13 protein-coding genes are annotated in these 16,717 nt (G+C 66.0%); 2 read left to right on the top strand and 11 right to left on the bottom strand.

Going from position 1 to position 16,717, the window contains the following annotated elements; genetic code table 11:
- Positions 1-79 precede the first annotated feature (79 nt).
- Complete coding sequence (locus tag ACZ1II_RS10475) at positions 80-1,123, top strand: NAD-dependent epimerase (RefSeq protein WP_465146374.1); 1,044 nt, start codon at positions 80-82, stop codon at positions 1,121-1,123.
- A 106-nt stretch (positions 1,124-1,229) separates the two neighbouring features.
- Here the strand turns inward: ACZ1II_RS10475 and ACZ1II_RS10470 are convergent, their stop codons facing one another.
- The 9 genes from ACZ1II_RS10470 to ACZ1II_RS10430 all read right to left on the bottom strand — a co-directional run bounded on the left by ACZ1II_RS10470 (position 1,230) and on the right by ACZ1II_RS10430 (position 10,565).
- On the bottom strand, positions 1,230-2,237 hold the full coding sequence (locus ACZ1II_RS10470; protein ID WP_465146373.1) for an acyltransferase family protein: 1,008 nt from the start codon (positions 2,235-2,237) through the stop codon (positions 1,230-1,232).
- 18 nt (positions 2,238-2,255) lie between these two features.
- Positions 2,256-3,608 (bottom strand): O-antigen ligase family protein, encoded by a 1,353-nt coding sequence (locus tag ACZ1II_RS10465; protein WP_465146372.1) that lies wholly within the window; start codon positions 3,606-3,608, stop codon positions 2,256-2,258.
- Positions 3,605-5,044 carry a lipopolysaccharide biosynthesis protein gene (locus ACZ1II_RS10460; protein ID WP_465146371.1) on the bottom strand — a complete coding sequence of 480 codons (1,440 nt, stop codon included), beginning with the start codon at positions 5,042-5,044 and terminating at the stop codon, positions 3,605-3,607. Before ACZ1II_RS10460 ends, ACZ1II_RS10465 begins: the two co-directional genes overlap by 4 nt.
- Before the next feature lie 26 nt (positions 5,045-5,070).
- On the bottom strand, positions 5,071-5,541 hold the full coding sequence (locus tag ACZ1II_RS10455) for a serine O-acetyltransferase (protein WP_465146370.1): 471 nt from the start codon (positions 5,539-5,541) through the stop codon (positions 5,071-5,073).
- Entirely contained in the window at positions 5,538-6,071 is a 534-nt protein-coding gene (locus ACZ1II_RS10450) for a serine O-acetyltransferase (RefSeq protein ID WP_465146369.1), read from the bottom strand. The genes ACZ1II_RS10455 and ACZ1II_RS10450 overlap by 4 nt, the downstream gene beginning before the upstream one ends.
- Positions 6,061-7,308, bottom strand: coding sequence for a glycosyltransferase family 4 protein (locus ACZ1II_RS10445; RefSeq protein ID WP_465146368.1), 1,248 nt, complete (start codon positions 7,306-7,308; stop codon positions 6,061-6,063). The genes ACZ1II_RS10450 and ACZ1II_RS10445 overlap by 11 nt, the downstream gene beginning before the upstream one ends.
- Positions 7,309-7,349: 41 nt before the next feature.
- Positions 7,350-8,726 (bottom strand): hypothetical protein, encoded by a 1,377-nt coding sequence (locus ACZ1II_RS10440; protein ID WP_465146367.1) that lies wholly within the window; start codon positions 8,724-8,726, stop codon positions 7,350-7,352.
- Positions 8,726-9,844 (bottom strand): glycosyltransferase family 4 protein, encoded by a 1,119-nt coding sequence (locus ACZ1II_RS10435; RefSeq protein ID WP_465146366.1) that lies wholly within the window; start codon positions 9,842-9,844, stop codon positions 8,726-8,728. Before ACZ1II_RS10435 ends, ACZ1II_RS10440 begins: the two co-directional genes overlap by 1 nt.
- An 88-nt stretch (positions 9,845-9,932) precedes the next feature.
- Positions 9,933-10,565, bottom strand: a complete 633-nt coding sequence (locus ACZ1II_RS10430; RefSeq protein WP_465146365.1) for a polysaccharide biosynthesis/export family protein — start codon at positions 10,563-10,565, stop codon at positions 9,933-9,935.
- Positions 10,566-11,157: 592 nt separating this feature from the next.
- Between ACZ1II_RS10430 and galE the strand changes: the two genes are divergently transcribed.
- On the top strand, positions 11,158-12,162 hold the full coding sequence (gene galE / locus ACZ1II_RS10425) for a UDP-glucose 4-epimerase GalE (protein WP_465147278.1): 1,005 nt from the start codon (positions 11,158-11,160) through the stop codon (positions 12,160-12,162).
- Between the two features lie 253 nt (positions 12,163-12,415).
- Here galE and ACZ1II_RS10420 read toward each other — a convergent pair whose 3' ends face one another.
- Together ACZ1II_RS10420 and ACZ1II_RS10415 are read right to left on the bottom strand one after the other, a co-directional pair.
- Positions 12,416-15,592, bottom strand: coding sequence for an autotransporter outer membrane beta-barrel domain-containing protein (locus tag ACZ1II_RS10420; protein WP_465146364.1), 3,177 nt, complete (start codon positions 15,590-15,592; stop codon positions 12,416-12,418).
- Between the two features lie 127 nt (positions 15,593-15,719).
- Positions 15,720-16,655: a dioxygenase family protein gene (locus ACZ1II_RS10415; RefSeq protein ID WP_465146363.1), complete on the bottom strand. Its 936-nt coding sequence runs from the start codon at positions 16,653-16,655 to the stop codon at positions 15,720-15,722.
- Positions 16,656-16,717: the final 62 nt, after the last annotated feature.

The raw sequence follows: 16,717 nt of genomic DNA, 5'->3' as shown, positions 1-16,717 counted from the left end.
CTGCCCCCAAAGGTCACTTGCCAAGACTTCACCGCACCTGCACAAAGTACGGACATCTCCACAAAATCTGGACTTTAGCATGACTGATGACGTCGTCGGCAAGGCAGCCCCCCGCACGGCTTTGATTACGGGTGCCGCGGGTTTTATTGGGTACTACCTCTGTCGCAGACTGCTGGATGACGGTTTTCGCGTGATCGGCCTCGACAGCCTCAACGATTACTACGAAGTCGCCCTGAAGGAGCGCCGCCTGGCGATGCTCAGCCAGAACGAGCATTTCCGCTTCATCAAGGGCAAGCTGGAAGACCCAGACCGGCTGATGCAGCTTTTCGCCGACGAGAAGCCGGATATCGTCGTCAATCTCGCCGCGCAGGCGGGCGTTCGCTATTCGATCGACAATCCGCGTGCCTATGTCGAGGCGAACCTGATCGGCGTCTTCGAACTGCTGGAAGCCGCGCGCGCCTATCCGCCGCAGCACATGCTGATGGCCTCCACCTCCTCGGTCTACGGCGCCAATACCGAGATGCCTTATGCGGAAACGCACAAGGTCGACACCCAGATGTCGTTCTATGCGGCCACGAAGAAGGCCAATGAAGCGATGGCGCATTCCTATGCCCATCTCTACGACCTACCGATCACGATGTTCCGCTTCTTCACGGTCTACGGCCCCTGGGGCCGTCCGGACATGGCGCTGTTCAAGTTCACCAAGAACATTCTCGCGGGCAAGCCGATCGACGTCTACAACCACGGCGACATGAAGCGCGACTTCACTTATGTGGAGGACCTCGTGCAGGGCATCCGCCTGCTGATCGACAGCGCCCCGGTCCGCCCCGAAAGCGCCGAGGACATTGCCGAGCACGACAGCCTCTCGCCGGTGGCGCCGTGGCGTGCGGTGAACATCGGCAACTCGGATTCGGTGCAGTTGATGGACTTCGTCCGCGCCATCGAGACGGCGACGGGCGTGAAGGCCGAGATCAACATGATGCCGATGCAGCCCGGTGATGTGCCCGCCACCTGGGCCGACGCTTCGCTGCTCCAGCAGCTTACCGGCTACCGTCCGACGACTTCGGTGAAGGAAGGCGTAGCGAACTTCGTGGACTGGTATCGGGATTACTATCAGGTCTGATCAGTCAGAACTGGCGGAAAAAAGGGGGCTGCGTCACTGACGCGGCCCCTTTTTTCTTGCTCACACAAACAGCACCACACCCGCTCATCCTGAGCTTGTCGAAGGATCAGGCGCTGCGCCCTGCCGAGGGGCCTTCGACAAGCTCAGGCTGAGCGGGATTCCGGGTGGTGGTCCTGTCGTCCGCTCGGCGCTTTCGCAGTGGTTCGAAGCCCAAAATGCCCGCCACGCCGAGACGCCGCGATATCTCGAACAGGATCAGCGGCAGCACCACGCCTGCGGCGGTCGAGACCAGCACGACCGTCGCCACATCCTTCAGCCCGAGCCGCGTCAGCACCACGCGCATACCCGCCGCGAAGATGATGTGGGTGAGGTAGATCGGCATCGTCCGCTCGCCGAGTTTACGCCCGAAAGCGGGTCCGCTCAGGCAGATTCCGAGGAAACCCACGCAGGCCACGAAGCCGCAAAGGTAAGCGGGAACGGTGTCGAAGGGGGAGACCGCCAGCGCCCAGGCAACCGCTTCCGCCGCCACGAATGCGGCGAGGCAGGCCATGAGCGGCAGGCCCTTTTCCAGCCAGCGCGTGCCCGCCAACAGGCCGACGAAGAAGAACGGCGCGTGCTGGACGATCTGGCCGGTCAGGCCCTGCGGCTGCGCCAGCACGACCACTGCCATGCTACCCAAAGCGATGGCCGTCGCCGCGAGACGGCCGCGCAGGACAATCGCTGCCGCCTGGAACAGGAACAGCGCGAGCAGGAACCAGAACACGCTCTTGGGCGGGAACGGGTAGGTCAGCACTTCGAAGGGCGAGATCCGCCCCTTGTTGCCCGCGCCGGTCACGAGATGGACGCAGCCCTCGGCCCAGGCCCAGAGGCACATCGGCCAGAGCAGGTTCACGGCGCTGCGCGAAAGACCGCCGCGCAGCGTCTCGGGCGCCTTGAACAGCATGCCGGAGATCAGGAAGAACACCGGCATGTGGAAGAGATAGACCGCGCGGTCGATCGTCTCGAACAGGCGCGGTTCGACCAGCCCCTGCCCGTCCAGTCCGCGCCAGACATGGCCGAACACGACGAAGACGATGGCCGCACCGCGCGCGGCGTCCAGCCCCTTAATTCTCATGGGTTCCTCGCTGCGTCATCACAGGGTTCGGGGCTGCCAGGTGTTCGGTTTGGGAAGCAGGCGGATCGCCTTGCGCCCAGCATCTCGCGCGGTGTTCGCCAGCGCCGGATAGGCGCCCAGCGACGCGGCGAGGCCGATCAGCACCAGCGGCGCGGCGCCCTGGCAGTTGATCGTCGCCGAAAGGATCGCGATCACGAAGCCGATATGGCGGTCCGGCCGGGGAATGCGCACGAGCCTGCGGATCAGTTCCACCCCCATCAGCACCCCGAACAGGCCGAACTGGTAGAGGATGTAGAGGAACAGGTTGTCGACCGCGCTGAACGGCGAGACATAGACTCCGGTGTAGAACGCCGCCGGGCCGACCGAGCCGAAGCCGTGGCCGAGCAGCGCGGTGGCGGGGCCGCCGTCCACGATCATGTCCCAGACCCCCGGCCAGGTGACGTGGAGGCGCACGACCGTACTGCTCATGCCCACGGATATCTCGCCCACGCCGTCGATCGCCAGCAGCCACAGCCCGGCGAGCGCGGGCAGGAAGAAGCAGATCGAGAGCAGCGCGCCCAACGACTTGCGGCCCGGCCCGAGGTTCTGGAACCAGTGCCAGGGCCAGAAATCGACCAGCATGGCCACGGCCAGTGCGATCAGGTTGGTACGCGAGGTCGTGGTGTTCAGCGCCCAGAGCGTCGCCACGTAGATCAGCAGGCGCATTTGCCAGTTACGCGCCTGTCGCAGCACGATCAGCGCCAGCAGCAGCAGGATACTGGCCGAGGCGCTGCTGGCGGCGCCGAGCCCGGCGATGCGCTCCTGACCGTGAATCCACCACTCGCGGCCCGCTTCGCGCTCGACGCCGAACTGCGAGACCGAATAGCCGGTCCAGGGCATCGTCATGCGGGTATCGGCGGCGACCCCGGCGATGCCCATGACCAGCAGCACGAGGCAGACCGTGCGCCACCATTTCGCGTTGATATAGCCCGGCGGCAGCATGAGCACGGCGATCACCGGGCAGAGCAGCTTGAAGCCGGAGAACACCGCAACCGGATTTTGATAGACGACCACGCCGACCGCCACCTGCACGCCAGTCGCGGCGAAGAGCCAGATCAGCGGCGTCGGCAGGCGCAGGGTCACGGCGGCGAGCAGCAGCCGCATCAGAACCACCGCAATCACCGCGAGATCGGGAACGAACCAGAGCGGGCCAAGGCCGAAGCGGTCGAAGTAGTAGCGCGCCGCCCCGCCGAAGACCTCGCGCGCCATGATCAGCAGCACGGCACCGCCGGTCAGCACGGTCAGGAGCGCGGCGAAGCTACGCTTGTCGGACCGGCGCGGGGCGGGAGCGGGTCGCGGCGGAATGGGCCGAGGATAGGCGTCCGCCTTCACGCCGGGCTCCAGCCTTGACTATTGCGCATGATCCAGCCGCGACCGCGCCAGATCACCAGGCAGTAGACGACCCCTGCCGCACCGAGCAGGCCGAGACAGGCGACCGGCTCGCTGAAGCCCCTGAGCGGAACCAGCGCCGCGCCGAGCGCCAGCGAGAGTACGACCACGAAGAGCGAGGCGCGCGTCAGCAGCGGGGTGCGGACATGGCGGCTCACCACCAGATAGAACAGCGCGAAGCTGCCGATCTGCGAGATGGCGATGCCGATCGCCATGCCGGTGAGGCCCGCCAGCTTCACGCCGATGATGCCGCTCGGCACCAGCAGCGCCAGATTGACGGCGGGCGATATGATCAGCAGCCGGGTCTTCTTGACCAGTTGCAGCGCGACCGAGAGGTGGAAGGTCGTCAGCGCCTTCAGGATCGCCGCGATCGCCACGTAGGGCAGCAGCATCGCCACGGTGTCGCGGAACGAGGGGCCGACGAAGAGCCGTGCCACGCCGGGCGAGAGCGCCGCCAGGATAGCCGCCGCCGGGGCGCCGATCATCAGGTAGATGATGAAGTTCTCGGCCAGGATCTTCTCGCCCGCCTCGCGCCCGTCCTTCTCGAAGGCGCGGACGATGGCGGGATAGGCCGAGAGGTTGACCGCCAGCATCAGGAAGATGACGGTCTTCTGCATGAGGTCGACCGAGACCGAGTATTGCCCGACCGCCGCCTTGCCGAGCGTGGAGGAGACAATGTAGCGGTCCGCCACGGCGCTGGCATAGCCGAGGCCGGAGCTGACGATCAGCGGCGCGCCGTAACGCATGATTTCCTGGAGGTCGGCACGGCGGGCGCGGAAGGGCCGCAGTCCTCGCCAGGCGGCGTCGGTCACGTTGCCGAGCACTGCGCAGCCGATTTGCGCGCCGAGGATGCCCAGGGCCACGCCCAGCGCGCCCATGTCGAACAACCACACGAGCACCGCACCCACCGCCAGCGAGAGCGAGGAGCGCAGCGTCATCATCGCGAAGAAACGCCAGCTCAGCAGGCGCAGGCGCGCGGTGACGGTGCTGATCGCAAAGAGCATTTCCGAGAACAGCCAGAGCCACATGGCCGGCCACCAGTCCGGCGCGACGCCGAGGAAATGGATCTGGAACGCGCGCAGCGACAGCGCCACCGGCAGCAGCAGCAGGATCAGCCCGAGGCCGACCATCGAAAGCGCATTGGCGATGTCCGGATTGAGCTGGTGCTCGGCGGCGGGATCGTAGAGCAGACGCGAGGCAGTGAGGCGCAGCCACTCGAAGATCGCGGCATTGAGGAACAGCACCGTCGCCGAGACGAGCGCATACGTGCCGAACTCGGCGGGGCTGAGCAGGTGCGTCCAGACGATCAGCGAGAGGAAGTTCAGCCCGCTGGAAATGCCGAGCGCCGCGGTGGTGATCGCGCCTTTGGAAAGCTTCATGCGCCCCAATTTCATGAGCCGGGCCTTCATGCAGCCGAGAGGTCCTTGTGCTTCGGCGTCACGATCCGCGCCGGGGCACCGACCGAAGTGGCACCTTCCGGCACATCGCTGAGGACCACGGAATTGGCGCCGATCCGGCTGCCCCGGCCGATGCGCAGCGGCCCGACGACCACGGCTCCGGCATAGATCACCGCATCCGCGCCGATCACCGGATAGCCTTCCCCGCGCCCCGACTGGCCGAGCGTGACGTTCTGGTAGATCGTCGCGTTCTCGCCGATCTCGACGTTGTGGCCGACCACGATGCCCACCGGATGGGGGAGGTTGATCCAGCCCGCCGGGCGCGAAAGCGGGGAGATGTGGCAGCCGTAGCGCCAGTGGATGTAGCGCCGGATCATGGTCGCCATGGCCCGGCTCGCACCGCCGTGCGCGTGCAGGCGGCACATGCGCTGCCACAGCGAGACGAGGCCTGCGCCTTCCATCGCGCGTGTGCCGCTCATCGCAGCACCTGCGAGCGAGGCGGCAGGATGCGCGCGGGCACACCCACGGCGATATGTCCCGCCGGAACCGAAGTCTTGACCACGGCATTGGCGCCAATCACCGCGCCCGCGCCGATCTCTATATCGCCGATCACGGTGGCGCCCGCGAAGATCGTCGCCCCGGCGCCGATGCGCGGGCAGCGCCCGGCCGCACCGTCCTGACCGATGGTGACGTTCTGGTAGATCGTCACGCCGTCCGCGATCACGGCATTGTCGCCGATCACTACGCCCACCGGATGCGGCAGGTAGACCGCCTCGCCCACTTTCGTCGTCGGCGCGATGTAGCAGCCATAGGCGCGCCGGATATGTCCCCGGATCGCCCGTGCGAGCAAGCGCCCTGCCGGTCCCGAGGCCCAGAGCGCGCTCATGCGCTGCCAGGCGCGCAGCACGCCGCTGCTGGGACTCATCCGTCCCACCGGCAGGCGTGTCGGCACGGAAGGAAGCGGCGGCGCTTCCCCGAAGGTCACGGCCATTTCACGCTCAGGCCGCATCGAACAGCTTCTCCAGATGGCTCTCGTAGCGGTCGATCACCGCGCCCGAGGTGAAGACGCCGCCCATGTCGAGCGCGCCCGCGCTGTAATGCGCATAAGTCTCGGCCGGAAGTGTGCGGAAGTGCTGGATCTTCTCGGCCAGTTCGGCCGCGTCCTCGCCGTCGTAAAGCTCGCCGGTCTCGCCGGGCGTGACGACTTCGGGATTGCCGCCGACACGCGAGGCCACGACCGGCAGCGCGAAGCCATAGGCCTCGTAGATCACGCGGGGCAGCGGCTCGTTGTAGACCGAGGGGCAGATCACCACGTCGACCGCGCCGTAGAAGTCTTCCGCCGCCTGCCAGCCGAGGAACTTCACGCGCGGATCGCCTGCCGCCTGCGCCTTCAGACCATCGACATAGCCGGGTTCGCCGTCGCCCGCGATAACCAGCGACCAGGGACGACCGCCCTGCGGCAGCTGGCGGACGGCCTCGATCAGCTTCTCCACGCCCTTGGTAGGGGCGAGGCGGCCGATATAGCCGAACACCATCGGCGCGCCGTCGGCCAGTGCCCTCGCCTCGGGCACCAGCGGCCGGTCGTTGACGTTCCACTGCACCGCGCAGGGCTTGTCGTCCCCGAAGGCGCCGTGGCGGCGGTGGGTCTCGGCGACGAAGGCGCTATTGGACAGGAACATGTCGACATTGCGCGTCTGGCGGCGGTTGACGCCGGCCACCACCTTGCAGCCCGAACAGAGCGAGGTGCAGTTCTCGCCCGCGCGGTACATGCCGGAGCGGCTGCAGATCAGGTAGTAATCGCGCATCGTATGGATCAGCCGCGCGCCGCTGCGCTTGGCCTCGCGCAGGATCGCGGTGGAGAAACCGTCGATGATGCTGGTGTTGACCACGTCGGGACGAATGATGTCCAGCATCTGCCGCACGTCGCGCGCGGCGCGGAAGTTCCAGAGGTCCAGCGTGTGCCAGACCGCCTTCATTGCGGGCGAGCGGCGGCGCTTGTCGTAGGGCCAGTAGATGTTGCGGATCGGCAGGACGTGGAGCGTCGGCTTGCCCGGCCCGGTCACCCCGGCCTCCAGCCCCGCCCGCAAGGTCGCGGCTTCCTCTCCGCGCGGGGCGAGGCGCAGGATGTGCACGTCATGGCCGCGCTCGACGAGGCCCTCGGCCAGCGTCTGCACGGACTTGGCGCCGCCGCCCACCTGATCGGGCCGGTAAGAGCGGATGATGAAGAGAATTCGTCGGGACGTCATGGACGTGCTGTCTCCGTTGCGAGGTGCAGTGCTCATATCGCTCATGGGTTTTGCGGGCAGTTCAGCGCCGGTCGCGCGCCGCTGGAGGCGGGGCGCAGGCGCAAATAGACAGGGGCATTGCTCAGCCGCTGCTCGCCGGTGGGGAGGGCCTTGCCGGTCATGTCCAGAAGCCCTGCGAGCTTCCAGCCGGAAGGCACCAGCTTCGCCGGTTCCAGCAGGGCCGCGCCGGTCTTGGCCCAGACCAGTGCCTCTGCCGCGCTGCCGCCCGAGAAGATCGCGCCTTCCACCCCGGCGCGCTGGACCGGGCAGGCATAGCGCATCGCACCGAGTTCCTTCAGCAGCGTCTGCAAGGCGAAATAGGCGGGCTTGGGCGTGCCATTCGGCAGCAGCAGGCCGAAGTGGTGCTGGTCGTAGTCGGGATCGCTGCCCGCGTCCTTCCACGAATACCAGATGTTCGGCGCCACATCCGCCGCCAGTGCCGAGACCAGCGTGCGCACGAGGTAGCGCGCCTGCGCCTGATCGTCGACGCGGCCGACGACCGGGCGGCCCCATTCGGAATTGGCGATCCGGGGTGTCTTTACCTGCCCGCCTGCCGCGATCCGGCGGCGCAGGCCGTCCCAGAGCGCCGCGTCGCGAGTGGCGTCGCCGGTCATCTGGTAGGGGTGGACGCTGATCCGGCTGAAGCAGGTCACGGCCTTCGATCCGGCCAGCGCCGAAAGGAACGCGCCGTCCACCCATTTGGAAGCGGCGGGGCCATAGACTTCGGCGGAACCGTCGGCGCCGCGGATCGCCTGACAGGCAGCGAGCGCCATGCGGCCATAGGCAGCGGCATCCGGCTTGGGCGGCCAGAACCGGGGATGGTCCGGCTCGTTCCAGACTTCCCAGATCGGATCGTAGGCCGCAAAGGCTTTGGCAGCGGCAGCGGCCCAGTCGCTGTAGGCCTTGATCTGGTCCGGGGCGACCGGCGGCGAGGTGCGCCGCTCGTCACGCCCGCGCCACTGGATCTTGGTGAAAGGCGTGTGGACCGGGTTGCCGTAGTCGAGGATGAACAGCGGGCGCATCCCGCGCGCATGAACCTCGCGCGCGAACTCCAGATAGGCGCCGAAGTCGTAAGTGCCGGGCTTGCGCTCGGTCCCCGCCCAGCTGAAATCGCTGCGCACATAGTGCAGCCCCAGCGCCGCCACGCGGTCGAGATCGGCGGGGGTCAGATTGTTGCCCGCAATGCCCACTACTTGCCCGACAGGCGCGGCGACATGGCGCTCGGAACGAACGGCGGCGGGCTGGAGCAGCAGGGCAGCGGCCAGTAAGGCACCGGGGCTGAGCAGCAACGCCCCCGCCAGCACCCCGTTGCGCAGGCGCGCGCGCCGGGCGCGGCGCCGTGCCGAACCGAGGCCGCCGCTATCCTGCCACCAGCGCATCACCTGCCGAGCACCGCGGAATAAACATCGTTCACCTGCCGGTGCATGCGCTCCATGCCGAAGCGCTCCGCCACCGTGCGCGCGGCGCGCTTCTGGAGTTCGACAAGCATCGGGCCGAGGCTGGAGATTTCCTCCATCGCCGTGCAGAACGCCTCGGCATCGCCTGCCAGCCAGCCGTTCTCGCGATGGTCGATCATCTCTACGATACCGCCCGCCGGGTAGCCGACCACCGGCAGGCCCATCGACATTGCCTCCATCACCGAACGCGGCAGCGGATCGGGCGTCTCGGAGGGGACGAGCACGGCGTCGATGCCGTTGTAGATCGCCGCCAGTCCTTCGAAGCGGCCCTCGAAACGGACGAAGTCCTTGAGGCCGAGCGCCTCGGCCTGACGCTTCAGGCTTTCGAGATAGGGCCGGTCTTCCTCTTCCGCCTCGCCGCGCACCAGCAGGGTGATGCGTTGTCCGCGCCGATGCGCGGCGCCGAGCCAGTCGAGCGCGACATGGTGGCCCTTGAACGGATGGATGCGCCCGCAGATGCCGACGACCAGCCCGCCTTCCGCAGCGCGCGCATGGAAGGATTGGGGCACATCGTCGCGCTTTACGCCGTTGAACACCACCGAGACGTTCTGCGGCAGCGCCTCACCCGGCCAGCAGGCGCGGCTGACGAGCACGGTGTGGTCGGAGCTGCGCGCCAGACTTTTCCAGATCAGCCGCTCGGACCCGCGAACGGCGATGTCGCGGAGGTGGAACACGCAGGCCTCGCCGCCGAGCTTGCGGGCAAGCCCCGCGATGCAGTGCGCCTTCAGCCCGTTGCTATGCACGATCTGCGCGCCGTGGCGCTTGGTCACGTCCTTGAGCCTGCGCGCGGCGCCGATCCAGTCGCCCACCGCCGCGCCGACGCTGGAGGGTCGCACCGGCCGCCGGATCGCGGCGACCTGCCCGAAATCCACGACTTCCACCGGAATGCCCCGGCTCGCCGCCTGCTCGGAAACCGGACCTTCCGCCGGAACGACCAGCAGCGGGTCGACATGCGGGTTCGCCATCAGGTCGAACAGCGATCGCTCCGCCCCGCCCTTGAAGAAGGGCACGGGGGACAGGAAGGCGACTCGATAGTTCATAGGATCAGTCCCGTCGTTTTCAGGATACAACATCGCTTATCCTTTCGCCGCGCCGCCATGGCCGAAAGGCGAAAGGCAGCCGCCGCCGTCAGCGGGCCATCACCGCGAAGGCGTTGAAGAGCGGCGCCGTCTTCAGGAAGTCCTGCCAGAGCGTCTTGATCTTCGAATTGCCGACCACGACGAGATCGCCGTCCATAATGATCGGATCGGGACTGACGCCGCCACGAATGTCCTTCACGTCGAAGCGCGCGACCATGCGCTGCCCGTCGATGGTCCGGAAGATCACCACCTGATCGAGCTTCGCGGTGGGCGAAGGACTCTGCGCCTTCGCCAGCGCGCCCAGCAGCGTGGTATCGCCGGTCAGCTCGAAGGAACCGGGCACCTTGACCTCGCCCTCGACCGTGACGAAGCGCGGTGCCGGCTCGTCCACTGCGACCGCGACTTGCGGGTCTTTAAGGTATTTGCGCGCGAGAATGCCGGTGATCTCGTCCTTGACCTCGGGCGCGCTGCGGCCCGCTGCCTTGACCTGTCCGGCGAAAGGAAGCTGGATGAAACCGGCCTCGTCCACGCGCGCCTTTTCCACCGAGAGATCGGGTTCGCCAAAGACGCGCACCTGAAGAACGTCCTTCGGCGCGATCGCATAGACGGTGGGCGCCGGAATCGTTGCCGGAATGGTCCTATAAGCGGCCTCGCCGACCGGTACATTCGGGTTGCGAGTCATCGTCGACGTACAACCCGCCAGAAGCGTGCCGGAAAAAAGGACAGCGAGCCCGAGAAGCGTTCTTGTGCAGTGCACTTACGGTCGTCTCCATAAGGCCTAAGTCAATCACCTATTCGGGTAATCGGCGGAGCATAGGGGTGCAAGTGCTTGAGCCCTGTTCAAAAACGGCGAGACCCACTCCTAAAACGGCACGTCGCAAAACTCTTCCGCAAGTGCGAAATCGATCGGGGTGCGGTGGGTTCGAAAAGCTCATCGGCAACGAATCCGCGATGCGCCTACAAACGATCACAGCCGCATCGACGGTCGTTCATGTGGCATTCAACTGACGAAGGAAGCGTAAAATCAGTTAAATTTCAGTATTTCTCCTGAAAGCGCGCCTTTGATTGGTTAGCACTTGCGAAAGGATAGCGCCGCGATGGAGGCAGTTCAATTTGACGCACCGCAGCATGACGGCCTATTCCTTGAACCCGGTTGGTGAGACCGCCCCCCTTCTGCCCTCTTGCGCGGAGAGAATCGACCGTCCAACAGGATATTGAAAGACCTCATATTGAAAGACCACGGCAACCCGGTTGCCATGCAGCAGAGCGAGACCATGAGCGCCAAGATTCCCGTTCTCGTTACCGGTGGTGCCGGTTACATCGGCAGCCACGCCGTTCTCGCCCTCAAGGATGCGGGCTGGTCAGTCGCCGTGATCGACAACCTGACCACCGGCTTCCGCTTCGCCATTCCCGAAGGCGTGCCCCTTTACGAAGGCGATATCGAGGATGCGGCGCTGCTCGCGCGGATCTTCGAGGAACAGGGCATCAAGGCGGTGATGCACTTCGCCGGTTCGATCATCGTGCCGGAATCGGTCGAGAACCCGCTCAAGTACTATCACAACAACACCGCCAAGAGCCGCGCCCTGATCGACGCTGCCGTGAAGGCGGGGGTGCCGCACTTCATCTTCAGCTCCACCGCGGCGACTTACGGCATTCCGGAAGTTTCCCCGGTCACCGAAGACAGCCCGAAGCTGCCGATCAATCCCTACGGCATGTCAAAGCTGATGACCGAGATCATGCTGGGCGACGTATCGCGGGCGCATCCGTTCAACTACTGCGCGCTGCGCTACTTCAACGTCGCCGGGGCCGATCCCCAGGCGCGCACCGGCCAGTCGACGGCGGGCGCTACGCACCTCATCAAGGTGGCGGTGGAAGCGGCGCTGGGCAAGCGCGAGCATGTCGGCGTGTTCGGCACCGACTTCGACACGCCGGACGGTACCGGCGTGCGCGACTATATCCACGTCTCGGACCTCGCCAATGCCCATGTCCTGGCGCTTGAAGCGCTGGTCGCCGCGCCGGGGGAATCGCTGACGATGAACTGCGGCTATGGCCAAGGCTTCTCGGTGCTCGAAGTGCTGGACGCGGTGGACCGCGTCACCAACCGCACGATCGACCGCCGCCTGCAGGGCCGCCGGGCGGGCGATCCGGATTCGCTGATCTCGGACAATCGCCGCATCAAGGCGACGCTGCCCTGGGAGCCGAAATATGCCGATCTCGGCACGATCGTCGAACATGCCCTAGCTTGGGAGCGCCGCTTGACGGAATTGCGGCCCGAGTAGGCAGTTCGGCGTGCTGAACGGCACACCATAATTGCAAAAATAACCTCGTCGCCCCCGCGTAGGCGGGCCCCCCGCTGCCTTTCTGCGACCTATCGCCATGGCGCAAGAAAAGCGGGATCCCCGCCTTCGCGGGGATGACGGGTAGGGGCATGGATCACGGGTGGGGGCCGATATCGATTCCGGGTGAAATCGATATCGACCATGATGATCTCGGCCTTAGTGCGCTTGGAAGTTCAGCACCCGAACGCCTTTCTCAGAACGCCACGCTCAGCGACGCGCGGGTCGAGAAGTCGGTGGCGTCCTGGGTGCGCTCGGCGCGGGCGGTGATCTTCCAGGTGAAGTCATAGCCGCCCGCCAGCATCGAGACTTCGCTGACCCAGGCGCCCTTCAGGCTCTCGGGAGTGATGGTGAAGGCCTCGCCCGCGTCGTATGTGTCGCCGCCGTTGAACCAGGCCGTGGTGCTGCCCCGCTTGCCCGCAACCACTTCGCGCCGACCGGCCTCCACCTGGAAAGTCAGCGGGCGCCAGTCGGGCGAGATCGTGCCCAGCGAATAGGATGCGGTGAGCGTCGGCGTCACCGTGGCCATCTTGCTGGTGCGGCTGGCCACGCTGAGGGCGATCGCGTCGCTGTCCGCCGTTTCGCTGTAGCTGTTTTCCTTCAGCCAGAACTGCTCCAGCTCGACCTTGGGCTTCAGGTTGAAGCGGCGCGACATCTGGAAGCGGTAGGACGCACCGGCAAGACCCGAGAACATCCAGCCGCTCCACTTGCCGTCGGCCGAGTAGGTGAAGTCGGTATCGTCGATCGTGCCGGTGAAAGTCCGCGTCGAATCGACCGATATCTTCGAGGCCCCGATGCGCGCCCAGGCCATGAACGGTCCCTTGGCGGTGCGCCAGAACAGGCCGAGGTCGTGCTGGCCGACGCCGAGATCGCCGGTGCCGCCGTTATCGGTCACAGTACCATGGAGCCAGGCATAGGACACGCCGAAGTAGCCGAGGTTCGTCCGGCGCTCGACACCGGCGGAGAGGCCCCAGCCGTTCGCCTTGTAGCCCGCCGTCGAACCGGCATCCTTGGCGGTGCGCCAGTAGACCGGCTCGAACCAGCCACCGATGTCGGAAATCGTGAACAGTGAAGTCTCGTCCGAGAGGTGGCGCGCGGCCATGCGATCGCCATGGGTCACGGCATCGAAGACGCCGCCCGAATGATCGGGCAGAAGACCGGCGACCTGGCTCTGAAGCGTAGCCGAGTCCTCGACCTGGAGCAGGCTGGAGGTCAGGCTGTCGTCGTTCTGGGCCGTCGCATAGGTCGCATCCCAGGCCGAAGCCTCGCTGCGGGTGAGGCCCAGCTCATCGGTCGTCTTGCGCGCGATGGTGAGGTAGATACTGTTGGCGTCGGTCGAGACTTCGCCGTTGTAGATGAACGGCAGGTCCGTATCGGTAGCGTTCAGCGTGCCCTGCACGTCGAGGCTGCTGGCGGTGAGCACCGTGTAGGTGCCTTCGGCATCGCCGAGGTCGGTGACGGTGGCGGTGATCTTGGCGCCGTCCTCCAGCGTGGCATTGGCCACGGAATAGAGCGAAGTCGTGCCTTCCGCGGTATCGACGTAGACGCCCAGCGAACCGCCCGACTTCACGATCAAGCTGCCGAAGCTGATATTGTCGGAAGCGCTGGCCGCCAGCTTGGCGCCGCTTCCCACCGTCACGGTCAGGTTGTCGGCATTGCCGAAGTTCCCCGAATAGACCGAGCTGCCCGACAGGGTCAGCGTGCCGACGTTGCCGTCGAAGTCCATCGTCCCGACGAAGCTGGAGGTTCCCGCCAGCGTCGCCGTGCCGGTCCCGCTGCCGAAGTAGACATCGCCGGTATAGACCGTGTTGCCCGAGAGATTCAGCGTATCGTCGCCGTCCCCGAACAGGGTGTTGCCGGTGATCGTGCCCGACGAGGCATTGATGGTGTCGTTCCCCGAGCCCAGCAGGATATTGCCGACGATCGCGGTGTAGACGGTAGGATCGGTGTCGGTATCGTTGTCCTCGAGATAGTCGGCACTGGTCTCGGCATCGGCGTCGTTGAGGTACTGGTTGATGGTCACGCCGGTGGTGTTGGCGGAAAGATCGATCGCGGTGCGGGTGTCGGTGCTCGATCCGCTCGCGCCGATGTAGCCGGTGTTGTCGATCGTCGTCAGCGTGCCCGACAGGTCACGGATCGCAGTGGAGGAGCCTTCGCCCTGCGAGGTAATCGAGGCCGCGATCGAGCCGCTGTTGTACAGGCTGGTCACAGTGCTGCCGGCATTGATGAGCAGCGCCGTCGCAGCCGAATCGTAAGTCGTGGCGCTGAGGGTGCCGGTCACGCCGATGCCGTTCGTCAGGGTCACATTGCCCCCCTGCCCGCCGATCACCAGGCCATAGGCATCAGTATTGCTGTAATAGGCATTGGAGGCCACCGAGCCGTCGATGGCGATCGAGTAAGTGCCCGAATTGCTCGACACCCCGCCCACGGTGATGTCGCTGGTGCCGCCGACCTGGATCGCCGGGCCATTGCCATAGGCCATGACCGCGCCGGTGCCCTCGTCGTCATCGTCGACGCCGTCGTTGTCCTCGTCGTCGTTGGAGCTGTCGTTGTCGACCGGGGGCGCCGCGACATAGATGCCGCCCGCGACATTGCCGGTGATCTCCACCGCCGCCGCGCCCGAGCGCAGCGCCGCGCGCGAAAGCACCATCGTCGCGCTGTCGTCGTCGGTATAGGAAGCGCGCTGCGAGACGGTGCCCTGGATCGTCACGGTGCCGCTGACATCGCCGTCCACCAAAAGCGCCTGGGCACCCGCGCCGGTCGCGTAGACGGTGCCTTCCACCGTCACGTCGCCATCGACGCTCTTGGTCGAGATACCGACCGAGTTGTCGCCGATCACATTGATCGTGCCGGTGTTCTTGATGTCGCCCACATAGTCCGAATCGACGACGATGCCGCCCGAGTTCAGGCCCTCGACGGTGATCGTGCCCTCGTTGAGGATCGAGCCGCTGGTGGTCGCCCCCGACAGGACGTGGATGCCGTAGCGGTTGCTGGCCGAGGCGATGGAGCCATCGGCGATGCCGTTCGAATCGGTGTCGGCGGGAACGAAGTCCTCGGTCACCGCAAGCGTGGCATCCTCGCCCACGGTGATCGTCGAAGTGGTCCCGGCATTGACGGTGATGCCGGTGGCGCCATCGGCATCGTCCAGTGCCAGAGCGCCTTCGAGGTCGACGGCATTCTTGCTGTCCACGGTGATCGCGCTGCCGCTGGGCAAAGTGATCGTACCGTCCTCGGTCACCGTCACGTCGCCCGCGCTGGAGGTGACGAGCGCCTTGGTGGTGGAGGTGGAGACAGTCGTGGCCGCAAGCGAAGGCGCCGCGGAAAGCGCGAGTACGAGCGCGCCGATGCTGGAAGAGGTTTGCAGCGAGTTCATGATGAAGAGGTCTCTCGATGAGCGTAAGACTTCGGCACGGCCGGGACATTCCCGACCGTGCTGGAGTGTCGCCGGTCAAACGGCGGTCCCGGTTTCCCGCCTCAGGCGGCGATATCTGTGAGCCGCCTCAGGCGGCGATCCCGATAAGCGCGGTGCCGGTATATCCGGCAGTCAGGCTGCCGCTCAGCGTGGGCGTCATCTGCGCGATCTGGGCCGAGCTGTTGTCTCCGAAGACATTGTCCGAGGAGAGCGAGATCGCGTTGTAATTGGCGATGCTGGCGGTGTAGCGCGTATCGCCGGTATAGACGGCGGTATTGGTCGCGGCGGGCAGGGCCAGCTGCGAGATCAGGCTGGCGGTGCGGCCGGTGCTCGCGGAAGTCAGACCGCCGGTGAAGATCTCGAAATGGATATGCGGCCAGCGCCCGGAATAGCAGGCGGGGTAGATCGTCGTGAACGTCACCTTGCCCTCGGCATCGGTCACTTGCACGCCGCGCAGATAGCTCTCGGTGGTCACGCCGCTGGAATAGAGCGAATACTTGCCCGCCGCATCGCACTGCCAGATATAGATCGCCGCGCCCGCGATGGCGGCGCAGCCGTTGTTCACGTCCACCAATTGCAGCGTCAGTTCCAGCTGGACGCCGTCCGCCGTCGTGGTGGAATTGATGAAGCTGGAGCGGATGTCCGAGCGGACCACGCCGCTGACGGTCAGCACATTGGAGGTCGATCCGCTGGCGCTGTTGGTGCCGTCCGCCGGATAGGGTCCGTTGGTCTCGGTCGGGTCGGCGATGCAGCTGCTGCTGGAGGTCCCGCCCGAAGTCGTCGTGGACGAACTGGTCGAGGAGGTGCTCGTCGAGCTGGTGCTCGACGTGCTGGACGAACTCGTCGAGCCGGTCGAACTGCTGGAACCGGAAGAAGACGAACCGTCATCGCCCCCGCAGGCGGTCACGGTAGCAAAACCGCCCGCGCTGGCCAGGATGCCCAGCGCGCGGCGACGCCCCATCAGGTTCCTGCCGATCGTCTTCAGGTCGTGGGCAAGGCCGCCATCATGGTCATGGTCTTCCATCTCGAATCTCCCCTCGTGTCGCAACGCACGCGACGGGCCGGGAGACCGGCGTCGCGGATCAA

Source organism: Novosphingobium sp. BL-S-20 (genome assembly GCF_055521635.1).
This window is presented reverse-complemented; position numbering and strand designations above follow the sequence as displayed.